Genomic DNA, 13,490 nt, shown 5'->3' with positions numbered 1-13,490 from the left:
CCGGCGCCTTCCACACCATGACCCGCATCGCCCTCATCCACGCCCTGGCCCACTCGGTGGAGCCCATCAACACCGCCTTCGCGCAGGACTGGCCCGAGGCCGTGCGCATGAACCTGCTGGACGACAGCCTCTCGGCCGACCTGGCGCGCGAGGGGCGTGGGCTGGACGCGGCCATGCATGCGCGCTTCGAGGCGCTTGCCGCCTACGCCGTGGGCACGGGGGCGCAGGGCATCCTGTTCACCTGCTCGGCCTTCGGGCCCTGCATCGCGCGCGTGGCGGCGTTGCACCCACAGATCCCGGTGCTCAAGCCCAACGAGGCCATGGTCGAGCAGGCCGTGGCCACGGGCCGGCGCATCGGGCTGATTGCCAGCTTTGCGCCCACCCTGCAGTCCATGCCGCCGGAATTTCCAACCGGCACACCACTGCAGCTGGCCCTGGCCGAGGGCGCTATGGCGGCCCTGAACGCAGGCAATGGCGACCTGCACGACAGCCTGGTGGCCGCGCAGGCGCAGCGCCTGCAGCGCGAGGGCTGCGAGGTGATCGCACTGGCGCAGTTCAGCATGGCGCGCGCGCGCCGGCTGTGCGAGGCAGCCACCGGCCTGCCGGTGCTGACCACGGTGGACAGCGCGGTCAGCGCCCTCAGGCGCCGGCTGGCGCCCGCCTGAAGCAGTTCAGCCGGCTGCCACCAGCCCGGCCATGTGGCCGCGCGTGAAGGCTTCCTCGAACACCGAATAGCCCGACCAGTCGCTGTGGGCGAACGCCAGGCGCGCCGTGGCCGGCGTGGGCAGCACGGCCACGCGCTCGCCGCTGGCCAGGCGCACGCGCTTGTCGGGCGCCCGGTAGCGGCCCGGCTGGTGCAGCCAGCCCAGCAGCCCGGGTGTGGGGATGGACATGGCGTGGCCGTAGCGCGTGATGTCCACGCGCGTGGCGCGCTGGGCCAGGTCGGGGTGCGGGCCGGCCAGTGACTGCATGGCCGCCTGCACCCAGTGGGCCCAGGGCTGGGTGGCCAGTTGCTGGCGGCCATCGGGCAGATCGCCCAGGGCCTGGTAGTAGGTGAGCACCGTGGGCCCCGGGCGCGGGTCCAGGCGCTGGTGGCCGGCGTCCACATAGCCCAGGCCGCCCGGGTTGGCATCGGCATACAGCACGTTGTCCCAGGCAGGCGCGGCGCCTGCGCGGTCGGTCAACGGCGCATCGATGTGGATGTTGGCCACCAGCCACGGCGCCCAGGACAGGCGCTGCGCTGTTTCGGTGAGAAAGGCCGGCGGGTTGCGCACCACGCGTGCAGCCAGGAACAGGGGCAGCGCCACCACGCAGCGCGGCGCCTGCCAGCGCTCGACATTGCCCGAGGCATGGTTGAGCGCCTCCACCTCCACGCCATGGCGCCCCTCGGTGATGCGCAGCACGCTGGTGCCCGTGGCCAGTTGCCCGCCTTCGCGCAGCGGCACCGCCAGGCGCTGCGTGAGCCAGCCATTGCCCTCGGGCCAGGTGAGTACGCCCTCGCGGTCATCGGTGCCCGCATCGCCCGGCGCATGAAAGCCGTGGCGGCTGGCGAAGTAGTGGATGCCGGCCCAGGCCGATACGCGCGCCATGCCCGCACCGTAGTCGTCGCGGCAGCAGTAGTCCAGGTACCAGCGCAGGTGTGCATCGTCCAGCCCCTCCTGCGTGAGCCAGGCGCCGAAACTCAGGGCGTCGAGCGCCTGGTGCGTGGGCGACAGCGGCCGCTTGCCATCGAAGGCCTTGAGCATGGGCATGGTGAAGCGCGCCGCCTTGGACAAGGCATCCACCCGCTCCGAGAACCGGCGGTACTGGGCCAGCGTGGCCTCGTTCACGCCCTGCACCGGCAGCAGGCCCTCCTGCCATTCACCCTCGAAGTAAAGGCGCTCCTGCGGGCTATGGCACAGGTGGCGCTCGTCGTAACGCCAGCGCCCAGCCACGCGCTGGCGCAGGCCCAGTTCTTCGAGCAGGTCCTGCACCTCGCCCGCGTCGTCGCCGGGCACGGGCAGGTAGTGCGCGCCCATGGGGCAGGCGATGCCGCCGACCACACCGCCGCGGCTGTTGCCGCCAGGCTGGTCTTCGAGCTCCAGCAGCGCAAAGTCCTCCACCCCGGCCAGGCGCAGCGCGCGCGCCGCGGCCAGCCCTGCCACGCCGCCGCCGGCGATGATGACCTGCGCACGCCGCACCACGGAAGGCTCGGGCAGGCGGCCCTTTTGCAGCAACTCGCGCAGCGCATGGCCGCGCTCCATGTCGATGCCGGCAAAGCCACCATCGAGTGTGCGCGGCACCTTGTCGCAACCCTGCAGCAGTCCGCCTGAGGCGAACAGGGCGCCAGCCTGTAGCAGCTGCCTGCGGCGTGGTGAGGGCGGAGAAGAGGGGGGCGCAAGGGACATGGGGCCGTACTCTACGTCACCCGCAAGCCAGTCCCCGGCAACGGGGGGTCAATCTTTCCAGCGCGCCTGGATCTCCAGCAGCCGGGGCAGCTGCGCGATGAACACCTCCACCATGCCAGGGTCGAAGTGCTTGCCCGCCTGGGCACGCAGGTGGGCCAGGGTGTCCTCGATGCTCCAGGGCTCCTTGTAGGGCCGGCGCGCCGTCAGAGCATCGAACACGTCTGCCAGGGCGACGATGCGCGACTCCACCGGGATCGCCTCGCCTGCCAGGCCCTGCGGGTAGCCACTGCCGTCCCACTTCTCGTGGTGCGTGAGCGCAATGGAGTGCGCCAGGCGCAGCAAGCCGCCGGGATGCTCGCCGATGATCTCGGCACCGATCTGGGGATGGCGGCGCATGGTGTCCCACTCGCCGGCATCGAGCGGGCCGGGCTTGCGCAGCACGGCATCGGGGATGCCGATCTTGCCCACATCGTGCATGGGCGCGGCATTGAGCAGGTCTTCGGCCCAGGCGGGCGAGTGGCCCAGCGCCAGCGCCAACACATGGGCGAAGTGGCTCATGCGGATGACGTGCATGCCGGTCTCGTTGTCCTTGTACTCGGCGGCGCGGCCCAGGCGCTGCACGATCTGCAGCCGCGTTTCGCGCAGTTCCTCGGTGCGCACCAGCGACAGGTGCGTGCGCACGCGGGCACGCACCACGGGGGCGCTCACGGGCTTGGTGATGTAGTCCACCCCGCCCACGTCGAAGCCGCGCGCCTCGTCCTGCGCTTCGGTGAGCGCGGTGACGAAGATCACCGGGATGTTCGCGGTGGCGCGGTCGGCCTTCAGGGCCTGGCACACGCTGTAGCCGTCCATCTGCGGCATCATCACGTCGAGCAGCACCAGGTCGGGCCGCTGCTGCTGGGCGATCTGCAGCGCGCGCGCCCCTTCGGTGGCGAACAGCAGGCGAAAGTCCTCCTGCAGGATGTGGCGCAGCACCTGCAGGTTGGTGGGTTCGTCGTCCACCAGCAGCAGGCGGGGGCGGTGGTCTTCCTGCACGGGCGTCATGCCATCTCCTGGGGGGGCGTGGGCGCCTGCAGATGCGCACGCAAGGCCAGCAGGCAGGCCCGCGCCTCGTCAAAATCGAAGCGATCCAGCGCTTCCTGCAGGCTGTTGAGACTGACGGCTGACAGCTCGCCCTCCAGCACCGCCAGCGGAGCATCGGCCAGCTCCCCTTGCGCCAGGGCTGCGACCAGGGCATCGATGGCGGCGAGAACACGGCTGCGCTCGGCTGGCGGCAGCGGCACCGGTGAGGAGGCCGTGCCCTGCAACTGGGCGTCAGGCGCCTGCGGATTGAGCAGGGCGACGCGCACCGCGTCGAGCGCGGTGGCCAGGGCCAGCAGCGCTGCCTGCACTGGAGCGGCATCGCGCGCGCGGGCCGCATGCTCGATCTGCCCGGCGAGCTGCTGCACCACGGGCAGCGCCAGATTGGCAGCGGCGCCACGCACGCGGTGGGCACGTGATTCCAGGCTTTCCCAATCGTCCGCCTGGTGCGCAGACAGCAGGCCCGCCAGCGCCACGCCGCTCTCCTGCATGAAGCGTTCGATGGCCTCTCGCAGGTAGCGCGCCTGGGTCCACAGCCGCACACCACGGTCCCACTCGATGGCGGCCGGCAACGGCGCCTGCGGTGGCCTCAGTGCGCGCATCCCCTGCAGCCCGTCGGGGGCCTCCAGGCTGCCAAAGGCACTGGTGACGGCAAACACCGGGTCAGCGCCATCTTCACGCACGCCGATCACGCGCGCGATCTCGGCCATGAGCCGCACCGGCTCGACCGGCTTGCTCGCAAAGCCATCCATGCCGGCGGCGCGGGCATTGCGGCGGTCCTGCTCCAGGACGCTGGCTGACAGTGCCACGATGGGCGTGGCCTTGCGCTGCCGGGCCTGCTCGAAGCTGCGCAGGTGGCGGGTGACCTCCAGCCCGTCCATGTCGGGCATCTGCAGATCCATGAGGATCACGTCGAAGCGTTCTGCCGCAAAGGCTTCCAGCGCCTGCGTGCCACTGCCTGCCGTGGTGATCTTGTGACCGCCGCGCTGCAGCGTGATCTGCAGCAGCTCCAGGTTGGCGGGCACGTCGTCCACGGCCAGCACACGCAGGCTGGGCAAGGGCGCGCGCAGCCAGTCCCGGGCCGATACACTGCCATCCACCGGGGCCTCCCCTGTGCGCAGCGGCAGGCGCACGGTGAAGGTGCTGCCGTGGCCCACGCGGCTTGCCACCGCGATGGCACCGCCCATGAGCTCCGCCAGCTGGCGGGCGATGGTGGTGCCCAGGCCCGTGCCGCCGTAGCGGCGCGTGGTGGAGGCATCGGCCTGCGCAAAGGGGTCGAAAATGCGTTCCACACCCGCCGCGTCGATACCGATGCCGGTGTCGGTCACTTCCAGCACCAGTTGCGCATTCACGCCCGACACGCGCAGGGTGACACGTCCTGCGTGGGTGAACTTGATCGCATTGCCCAGCAGGTTGAGCAGCACCTGCTGGATGCGAAAGGCATCGCCCTGCCAGTGCGTGGGCACCGCGCCAGGGTAGTCGAGCACCAGCTCTAGCCCCTTCTTGGCTGCGGTGATGCGCAGCGAGGCGAGGATCTGCTCGCACAGCTCGCGCAGGCTGAAGTCGGCCACTTCCAGCTCGACCGCGCCCTTTTCGAGCTTGGCGGTGTCCAGAATGTCGTTGAGCAGGCGCAGCATGGAGCGCGCCGCATGGTGCACCGTGCCCAGGTGGCGGCGCTGGGTGCTTTCGAGCGGGGTATCGAGCAGCGCCTCGGTGAAACCGATGATGGCGTTCATGGGCGTGCGGATCTCATGGCTCATGTTCGCCAGGAAGGTGCTGCGCGCCGCTGCCGCGTGCTCGGCTTGCTCCTTGGCCGCGCGCAGGTCGGTCTCCATGCGCCGGCGCGCGGTGAGGTCGGTGGCGAATTTGACGATCTTGAAGGCCCGCCCTTGGGCGTCGAAGATAGGGTTGTAGGTGGCCTGGATCCAGACCTCGCGCCCGTCTCGGCCCAGGCGCAGGTATTCTCCGGCATCGAACTCGCCCTGGCCCAGGCGCGCCCAGAAGGCCTGGTAGGCCTGGCTCTCGGCGTACTCCGGCGTGCAGAAGATGCGGTGGTGCTGCCCCTCGATTTCGGCGAGCGTATAGCCCATGAGGTCCAGGAAATTCCGGTTGGCGGTGAGTACCTTGCCCTTGAGGTCGAACTCGATCACCGCCTGCGACCGGCCGATGGCCGTGACCGTGCCCACGAACTCGGCGTTCTGTGCCTTGGACGCCGTCATGTCGGTGATCACGCCATCGATCCACCGGACTTCCCCCTGCGGCCCTGCGACGCCTCGGCCCGTTTCGGACACCCAGCGGATGCCGCCATGCCGCGTGTGCAGCCGGTACTCCAGCACATAGGATTCGCCGGCGTCCAGGGCGCGCGCCACCTGCTCGCCGATGCGTTCGGCATCGTCCTCGTGGATGATGCGGCCAAAGGAGATGCGGCTGTGCAGGAAATCCTCGGCCGGCCAACCGGTGAGGGCCTCGACCGCATCGCTGATGAACAGCATGGACCAGTCGGCGTCGTACCGGCAGCGAAACGCCACGCCCGGGATGTTGCGCACCAGCGAACGCAGTTGCTCCTCGCCGCGCCGGCGCTCCTGCTCGATGGCCCGGCGCTCGGTCAGATCGGTCAGAAACCCCACGAGCACCGGCGGCCCCGGCAGGTCCACGCGGCCGACCACCAGGCGCACGGGCACCAGGGCGCCGTCCTTGCGCACCACGTGGATTTCCTTGTCCTTGCCCACCTGGCGCGCTTCGCCCCGGGACAGGTCGCGCGGCAGGTAGCTGTGCGGCGTGTTGGCATAGGCGGGGTCCACCAGCATGCGCACCGGCTGGCCCACGGCTTCCTCGGCGGTCCAGCCGAGCATGCGCTGCGCCGAGCCGTTGAAGGACCGGATGGTGCCATCCGCATCGGCCATGATGATGGCGTCCATGGCCGTCTCCACCACGGAGCGCAGGCGCGATTCGCTCTGCTCGGACCTGCGCAGCAGCCAGCGAACCCGCAGTCCGATGTTGACGGTGGTGACCACCAGGCCCACCAGCACCGCCATCAGGGCGATGGCCAGGGCCATGTACCTGGCTTGCTCGGGTACCGGCCCCAGGAGATCGGGTCTGCCGGACACGCGCACGGCCGCGATGCTGATGTAGTGCATGCCGGCGATCGCCAGGCCCAGGACCAGGCCGCCCAGCAGCGTGCTCAGCCAGGGGCGGCGCGTCCAGGCGCGCTGCATGCCGAAGCGCAGCCACAGCGCCAGGATGGCCATGCCCACCGCGAACGCGAGGGAGGCCAGGAAGCCCACCACGTCGTAGCGGATCTGCGGCGCCGCATCGGATGCCGACATGCCGGCATAGTGCATGACGCCGATTCCCACGCCCACCAGGGCACCACCCCGGGTGATGGAGCGGCGGGTGGGCTGCTCCTGGGTGAGCACGTGCAACGCGATCCACGAGGCCACCAGACTGGGAAGAAACGACAGCGCCGTGACCCAGGGCTCGAAATGACCATTGGCGCACAGATCGAACGCCAGCATGCCCACGAAATGCATGGACCAGACGCCCCCGCCCAGCGCCACCGCACCGGAAGCCACCGTGAGGTTGCGGCGCAAGCGGTCGGGTGCGCGCAAGGCCAGCGCTGCCAGGTGCAGCGCCATGAGGGAGGAGGCGATCGCGAGCGCGACCGACAGGGCCACCAGCCAGGGGTCGTGCCCCCAAAGGTTCTGTAGATCCCGCTCTGCGCCGACAACGAAGAATCTCTCGAGCATCGGGCGGACAAAATGTAAGCGTTGGTTTCCATTTTGCCGGGAACCCCGTGAGCGATTTACCCACGTGCCCGGTAACCCCCTCAACTCCCCGATTTGTTACATCCGCGCGGCATGGATGCAACAGCGCAGGCCCCTAACCCCAGGTCCCCACACCTGGCGCGGCCCAGGCCAGCGCCCCCGCGCAAGGGCCGCCCCGCCGCGCTGGGGCGTCCCCCTCAGGGGGTTGTTCCGAATTCAGTGCGCAACCACCTTGCCCCATTCCCGCTCGTAGGTGTGCACCAGCGCCTGGTTGGACAGGCGGTTCACCTCGGCCGGCAGGCGCGCCATGTCGAGCGGAAAGTCGAACAGCAGGGGAAGCGTGCCCGCGCTCAGGAAGCGCAGGTCGGGCGGCAGTGCCTCGGGCATGCGCCAGGGCCGGCGGCTGGCCACCACGAAGCCCCACTCGCCGAAGCTGGGCACATGGGCATGGTAGGGCGCCGTCTGCAGGCCCACGGACTCGATGGTCTGCACCACGGTCCAGAAACTCTGGCGTGCCACCAGCGGCGAGGTGGTCTGCACCACGGCATAACCGCTGGCCGCCAAGCGCTTGTCCAGCAGCGCATAGAAGCTGTTGGTGTAGAGCTTGCCGATGGAAAAATTGGTGGGATCGGGAAAGTCGACCACGATCACGTCGAACAGGTCATCCACCGCATCGCCGCCATCCGCCTTGGCGTCCTTGCCGTGCTGCAGCCACTGGAAGGCGTCGGTGTTGACCACGTGCACCTTGGGCGAGCGCAGCGCCTCGCCATTGAGCCGGGCGAGCGTGGGGTTGTCGCTGAACAGGCGCGTCATGGCCGGGTCCAGCTCCACCAGGGTGACGGACTCGACCGAGGGGTACTTGAGGATCTCGCGCACGGCCATGCCGTCGCCACCGCCGAGCACGGCCACGCGCCGGGGTGCGCCGTGCGCCGCCATGGCGGGGTGGACCAGGGCCTCGTGGTAGCGGTACTCGTCGCGCTCCGCGAACTGCAGGTTGCCGTTGAGGTACAGGCGGTGACCCAGCTTGCCGTTGGTGACGACGATGCGCTGGTAGGACGACGCGGTGCTGAAGACGATGCGGTCCTGGTAGAACTTGTCTTCGGCAAAGCTGGTGATGTGGTCCGCGCCGAGCAGGCCCGCGAACAGCAGCCCTATGACGGCGACGCAGGCGAAGGCATGCGCGCGCAGGCGGCGCAGCTCATCGCGGAACAGCCACACCGCCCACAGCGCCACGGCTGCATTCATGAGCCCGAACAGCAGCCCCGTGCGGATGAGCCCCAGGTGCGGCACCAGCAGCAGCGGAAAAGCCATGGACACGGCCAGCGCGCCCAGGTAATCGAAGGTCAGCACCTGCGAGACCAGGTCCTTGAGCGCCACGTTGCGCCTCAAGATGCGCATGACCAGCGGAATCTCCAGCCCCACCAGCGTGCCCACCATGAACACCATGCCGTACAACAGCAGCCGGAAGGCCCCCGGCGCATAGGCGTTGGCCAGGAACAGCGTGGCCGGCAGCGCGCCGCCAATCAGTGCCACCATCAACTCGATGCGCAAAAAGTGCGCAGGCAGCTGCCGCTCGAAATAGCGCGACAGCCAGGAGCCCACGCCCATGGCGAACAGGTAGGTGCCGATAATGGTGGAGAACTGCAGCACCGAGTCGCCCAACACATAGGACGCGAGGGCACCAGCCGCCAGCTCGTAGAGCAGGCCGCAGGCGGCCACAACGAACACGCTGGCCAGCAGCGCAACGTCGATGGGGCGTGCGCCCGAGGGGGCGGAGGCGGAGGGGAGGGAGGTAGGGTTTGAGGACAAGCCGCTATTGTGCTGCGAATGGGAAAGGTGCAAGCCGAGGGCACCTTCCGGAAGTCCCCCGCCCCAAGGCCGGCGTCAGAACTGGTAGTTCACGCTGACCAGCAGGCTGCGCGGGGCGCCCGGCATGGCATCGCTGCGCCAGTATTCCTTGTCCAGCAGGTTGGAGATGGCGGCCGTCGCCGTCCATACGCCCTGGCGCCAGCCCACCAGCGCATCCCAGCGGGTATAGCCGGGCACGCGCGAGGTGTTGGCGGCGTTGAGCCAGCGGGCGCTGGTGTGCGTGGCGCCGATTTCCCCGTACCAGGGGCCTTGCGGCGCGTAGCGCACGAAGAAGTTGCCGTTGCGCAAGGCGGTGTCCACCAGGTACTTGCCCACCAGTGCGGGCTGCAGCTTGTCCTCGGTGACCTTGGCGCTGGTCACGCCCACGCCGCCGCGCACGTACCACGACGAGGCCACACGGCCTGCCGCGCTGAACTCGATGCCGCGCGAGCGCTCCTTGCCGCGCACGGCCCAGGTGAAGGGATCGTTGACCGCGTCGGGGCGGTAGCGGATGTTGGCGTGCTCGAGCTGGTACACCGACAGCTGGGTCGAGAGCGCGCCGTTCAGCCAGTCGCTCTTGACGCCCACCTCGACCTGGCGCGAGTGCTGGGGCTCGTCGTCGTAGACGGCGGTGGGCGCAACGTCCACGCTGATCATGCCGCGCCCGCCGTAGGGCGAGTAGCTCTTGTTCCACGAGGCGTACAGGCTGTGCTCGCGCACCGGCTGCCAGACCGCGCCCAGGCGCGGGCTCACCGAATCACCGTCGTAGCCACGGCCCACGTTGGTCAGCAGGTTGGTGCTGTTGAAGTCGAAGCGGTCATAGCGCAGGCCGGCCAGCAGCTTCCATTCGGGCGTGAGGCTGACCAGGTCCTGCACGTACAGGGCCTGGCCCTCGGCCTTGTGCAGGTTGTGCTGGGTCGGGTTGCCCTGCGCCGGCTTGGCGCCCCAGGCGATGGGCTGCAGCGGGTCGTAGCTGAAGGTGGACGCCGGCTGGCCGATGCGCGGGTGGCGCTTTTCCTCGCTGGCCTCGGCACCGACCAGCACCTCGTGCTGGATGCCGCCGGTGCTGAACTTGCCCGTCAGGTCGACGGTGTTGGACAGGGTCTCGTTGGCCGTCTGCTGTCAGGCGTAGTTCGGCCGCACCTGGCCGCGCCACGCGCAGGCGGCGCCTGCGGTGGTCTGGCCCGCCGTGTTGCAGTAGGTGCCGGCGAAGTAGTGGTCGAAGTCCTGGCTGGCCTCGCGCTTGCTGGCCACCCAGCGCACGCTCCAGGCGCTGTTGAAGTCGTACGACAGGTCCGAGCGCAGCACGCGCAGGCGGTCTTCCACCTGGTCATCCGGGTGGGCGAAGCCCTTGCGGATGGAGACACCGGGCGGCAGCTGGTCGTAGACCGGCCCCCGGTCGGGCACGCGCCAGATGTTGTCGTAGGTGTACTGGCCACTCCAGCGCAGGCCGGTGCGGGTATCGACCAGAATGCTGGGCGAGACCATCTCGTTCCGGTTGCGGATACCGCTGCGGAAGCTGTCGGCCTGCTCGCGGTCGGCCGTCAGGCGCACGGCCACGTGGTTGTTGATGACCTTGTTGATATCGAGCGTGCCGCCGTAGTTCTCCCACGAGCCGCCGCGCAAGGTGACGCTGCTCTTGGCATCGAAGCGGGCCTGCTTGCTCACCAGGTTGACGATGCCGCCGCCGCTGCTGCGGCCGTAGAGCACCGAGGCCGGGCCTTCAAGATCTCGATGCGCTCCACGTTGGCGGTGCTGCGGCGCACCTGGCCGGATTCGCGCACGCCGTCGCGGTAGATGTCGCCCGAGTCGGCGTTGAAGCCGCGGATCATCACGCCCTCGCCGCGCATGTCGTACTTGGTGTTCACGCCGGGCACGCCGTCGAGCATCACCGCAAGGTCGTTGATGCCATAGCTCATAGAGCCTGTTCAATGCCTTTTTGCAGCCGCGTTGGAGTGCAATCGGGATGAGTGGATGCTTCGGATGCGCCGCATGGGCTCGTGCCCATGCAAGCAGCCGGGGCGTCCAATCGCCCGATTTCACTCCAACCCGGAGGGCAAGTGCCTTTTCGGGCGGTCTGCGGCGTTGCGGCGCTTGCCAATAGCCGCGCTATTGGCTGCACCCCGCGCCTTGCATCCCATCCCGAAAAGGGGCTTGCGCGGCTTCAAAAAGACATTGAACAGGCTCTTTACTTGTTGACCTCCAGCGTGTCGATGGTCTGCGGGATGTCGCGCGGCGCCATGTAGGTCTTGGTGGCCGTGGTCACGCCCTCGGGGCGCACATCGTCGGCGTCGTATTGCGAGCCTGTGACCTGCACGGCAGGCAGTGCGGCATCGGCCTGGGCCCAGGCCTGCTGCGCCGTGCCCAGTACGGCCAGCAGGCTGGCTGCTGCGGTGGCGGTCCAATGAAAACGGGCAGCCTTGTTGCTGCCCGCAGGGTGCTTGTGTGCCATGGGTACTCCAGATATTCGAACGTGCAGCCCCCTCCGGCCGCTACCGCTCACACGAAGTACACATTTTAATACAAACGATAATTATTCTTATTCGATTTTTGACACACCAAGGGACAAACGCGAGCAGGGCCCGTGAAAGCCCGTTGGAATCCGCCACCCCCTGCCTCAATGGATGGCGGCGGCGACGATGAGGCTGATGCCCAGGCACATGGCAGCCACCACGACGCCCAGCGCCACGTTCTGCTTCTCGACGATCTCGCCCCACAGGTCATAGGGCGTGATCTTGTCGACGACGATGAAACACACCCAGAAGATGACGACGCCGATCAGCGCGTACAGGATGGACCCGAGGAACGCCGCGGGCTTGAGCCATTCGATTCCCATCATGGTGGAAGCTCCTTGATAAATTGCTTACTTGTGTCCGCCGCCGCTGGAATAGCCGCCGAACGAGCCGCCCGAGCTGCGGTAGCCGCTGCCGGACGATCCGGAACAGTTGCTCAGCAGGATCAGCAGGATGATGATGACGATCGCGATGATGATGATGGTGCCGCAACCCAGGCCCGATTTGGCCACGAAGGGCCCCGGGTCGTCGCGCTGCAGCACATCCTTCTTGTCTTCGAGCTTGAAGGCCTTGACCACGGTGTCGCTGGCCAGCTTGTCGCCCGAGGACCAGGTCACCTCGTTGGGTGTCTGCTCCATCGACAGCAGGCCCTTGGCGCTGGCGAAGTCGCGGTTCGACGTTTTCTGGCCGCGCGTGACCTGCCAGTAGAACTCGCCGAGCACGTAGGTGGTCTCGGCCTCGTAGCTGTATTTGAGCTGGTAGGTGGTGCCCAGGTAGGTGGCACTGCGGCCGCTGGCGGCCATCTGCGGGGCGCCGGTGGTCGGGCGCACCATGCTCCAGCCGTCTTCGGCGTCCACCAGGAAGGCGAAGCCGCGCTTCTGGTTGTACAGCAGGTACTCGCTCCAGCCGAAGTGCTCGTCGTCGCCCGGCTCCACACCCATGCGGTGCTGGAAGCCCACCACCTGCCAGTGCACGCCCTGCAGCTGGCCCTTGCTGCCCAGCGGGATGATGGGGCGCACGGGCTCGTCCTGCTCGGTCGATTGCAGCTCGCCGCCCACGCCGCTGTCCAGCGAGATGATGCTGGCGCACGATCCGCAGGTGATGCTCTTGGTGGTCGACAGCTGCACCTGCACCGGCGCACCGCAGTGCGGGCAGTTGAACTGGCGACCTTTCTCGTCCTTGGCCGATTCGTCCTTGAGGCCGGTGAGCTTGAGGTCCTCAAGCAGCACGGCACGGCCGCGCTCCAGGTGCGGCGGCGTGTGGCCGTAGTCGATGCTGAGCACCTCGCCATCGGCGCTGCGCAGCTCGACCATGTCGAAGGGCTGGCCCAGCGGCGGCAGCTTGGGCAGTTCGCCCTGGGCCGAGATCAGCGAGGCGCTGCCGCTGAAGGCGACGGAATACGACTTGCCGGCAATGGCGGTGGTGGCGCCGATGCGAAAGCGGCTGGCTTCGGGCAGCTCGCGCCCGGCCTCCATGGGCCGCGTGAAGACGTAGGCGCCGTTGTCCTCGCCCAGGCTGGCCAGGGTGCCGTCCTGCAGGAAGGCAGCCCATTCGGTCCAGACGCCGGCCTCGGTCTTGTACTGCAGCCGGCCGATGAGCGTGAAGGGGGTGTCCTTGCCGTCGAGCTCGATGCGTCCGCTGGCCATGAGCTGCAGCGGGCTGTGGTCGTCGAACAGCTCGGCCATCTTGCCCACGCGCTGCAGCACGTCACCGCTGCGCACCACGGTGCTCTGGCAGTAGCCGCATACGGCGTGCGTGGACTGCGCGCTGCGGAATTCAACCGGCGCGCCGCAGCCCGGGCAGGGCGCACGGTAGGAACGCTGTGTAGGGTCAGTGGCCATTCGGGCGGTGCCAATGGCGGCCGGGTGCGGCAATGCAGGGGCTCATCAGCCCGCTGC

General features: G+C 68.6%; 10 protein-coding genes and 1 pseudogene. 1 reads left to right on the top strand and 10 read right to left on the bottom strand.

All coding sequences use genetic code 11. From position 1 onward, the window contains the following. Window positions 1-17: 17 nt before the first annotated feature. Window positions 18-665, top strand: a complete 648-nt coding sequence (locus ASE31_RS05665; RefSeq protein WP_057200552.1) for an aspartate/glutamate racemase family protein — start codon at window positions 18-20, stop codon at window positions 663-665. A gap of 6 nt (window positions 666-671) precedes the next feature. Here the strand turns inward: ASE31_RS05665 and ASE31_RS05660 are convergent, their stop codons facing one another. From ASE31_RS05660 to ASE31_RS05625, 10 genes and pseudogenes are all read right to left on the bottom strand, one after another. After that, window positions 672-2,387, bottom strand: coding sequence for an FAD-dependent oxidoreductase (locus tag ASE31_RS05660; protein ID WP_157412367.1), 1,716 nt, complete (start codon window positions 2,385-2,387; stop codon window positions 672-674). Between the two features lie 48 nt (window positions 2,388-2,435). Then, entirely contained in the window at window positions 2,436-3,431 is a 996-nt protein-coding gene (locus tag ASE31_RS05655) for a two-component system response regulator (protein ID WP_057200551.1), read from the bottom strand. Continuing rightward, on the bottom strand, window positions 3,428-7,213 hold the full coding sequence (locus ASE31_RS05650) for a PAS domain S-box protein (RefSeq protein WP_057200550.1): 3,786 nt from the start codon (window positions 7,211-7,213) through the stop codon (window positions 3,428-3,430). Before ASE31_RS05650 ends, ASE31_RS05655 begins: the two co-directional genes overlap by 4 nt. A gap of 234 nt (window positions 7,214-7,447) precedes the next feature. Further along, window positions 7,448-9,040, bottom strand: a complete 1,593-nt coding sequence (locus ASE31_RS05645; RefSeq protein ID WP_057200549.1) for a polyamine aminopropyltransferase — start codon at window positions 9,038-9,040, stop codon at window positions 7,448-7,450. Window positions 9,041-9,115: 75 nt separating this feature from the next. Continuing rightward, complete coding sequence (locus tag ASE31_RS33075) at window positions 9,116-10,180, bottom strand: TonB-dependent receptor (protein ID WP_369819437.1); 1,065 nt, start codon at window positions 10,178-10,180, stop codon at window positions 9,116-9,118. A 21-nt stretch (window positions 10,181-10,201) separates the two neighbouring features. Further along, window positions 10,202-10,789, bottom strand: a complete 588-nt coding sequence (locus tag ASE31_RS33070; protein ID WP_369818170.1) for a hypothetical protein — start codon at window positions 10,787-10,789, stop codon at window positions 10,202-10,204. Then, window positions 10,744-10,998: a TonB-dependent receptor plug domain-containing protein gene (locus tag ASE31_RS33065; RefSeq protein ID WP_369818169.1), complete on the bottom strand. Its 255-nt coding sequence runs from the start codon at window positions 10,996-10,998 to the stop codon at window positions 10,744-10,746. The genes ASE31_RS33070 and ASE31_RS33065 overlap by 46 nt, the downstream gene beginning before the upstream one ends. Window positions 10,999-11,270: 272 nt before the next feature. Then, a pseudogene (locus ASE31_RS05635) lies at window positions 11,271-11,531 on the bottom strand (TonB-dependent siderophore receptor); the annotation flags it as partial. Between the two features lie 165 nt (window positions 11,532-11,696). Then, a complete protein-coding gene (locus tag ASE31_RS05630) occupies window positions 11,697-11,918 on the bottom strand; it encodes a DUF350 domain-containing protein (protein ID WP_082604034.1) in 222 nt (73 codons plus the stop codon). Window positions 11,919-11,942: 24 nt separating this feature from the next. Then, window positions 11,943-13,433: a DUF4178 domain-containing protein gene (locus ASE31_RS05625; protein WP_057200547.1), complete on the bottom strand. Its 1,491-nt coding sequence runs from the start codon at window positions 13,431-13,433 to the stop codon at window positions 11,943-11,945. Between the last annotated feature and the right edge of the window lie 57 nt (window positions 13,434-13,490).

The organism is Acidovorax sp. Root217 (assembly GCF_001428645.1).
Lineage (GTDB): Bacteria > Pseudomonadota > Gammaproteobacteria > Burkholderiales > Burkholderiaceae_C > Acidovorax.
Note: the sequence above shows the minus strand (reverse complement) of the source record. Positions and strands in the feature narration are given on the sequence as shown.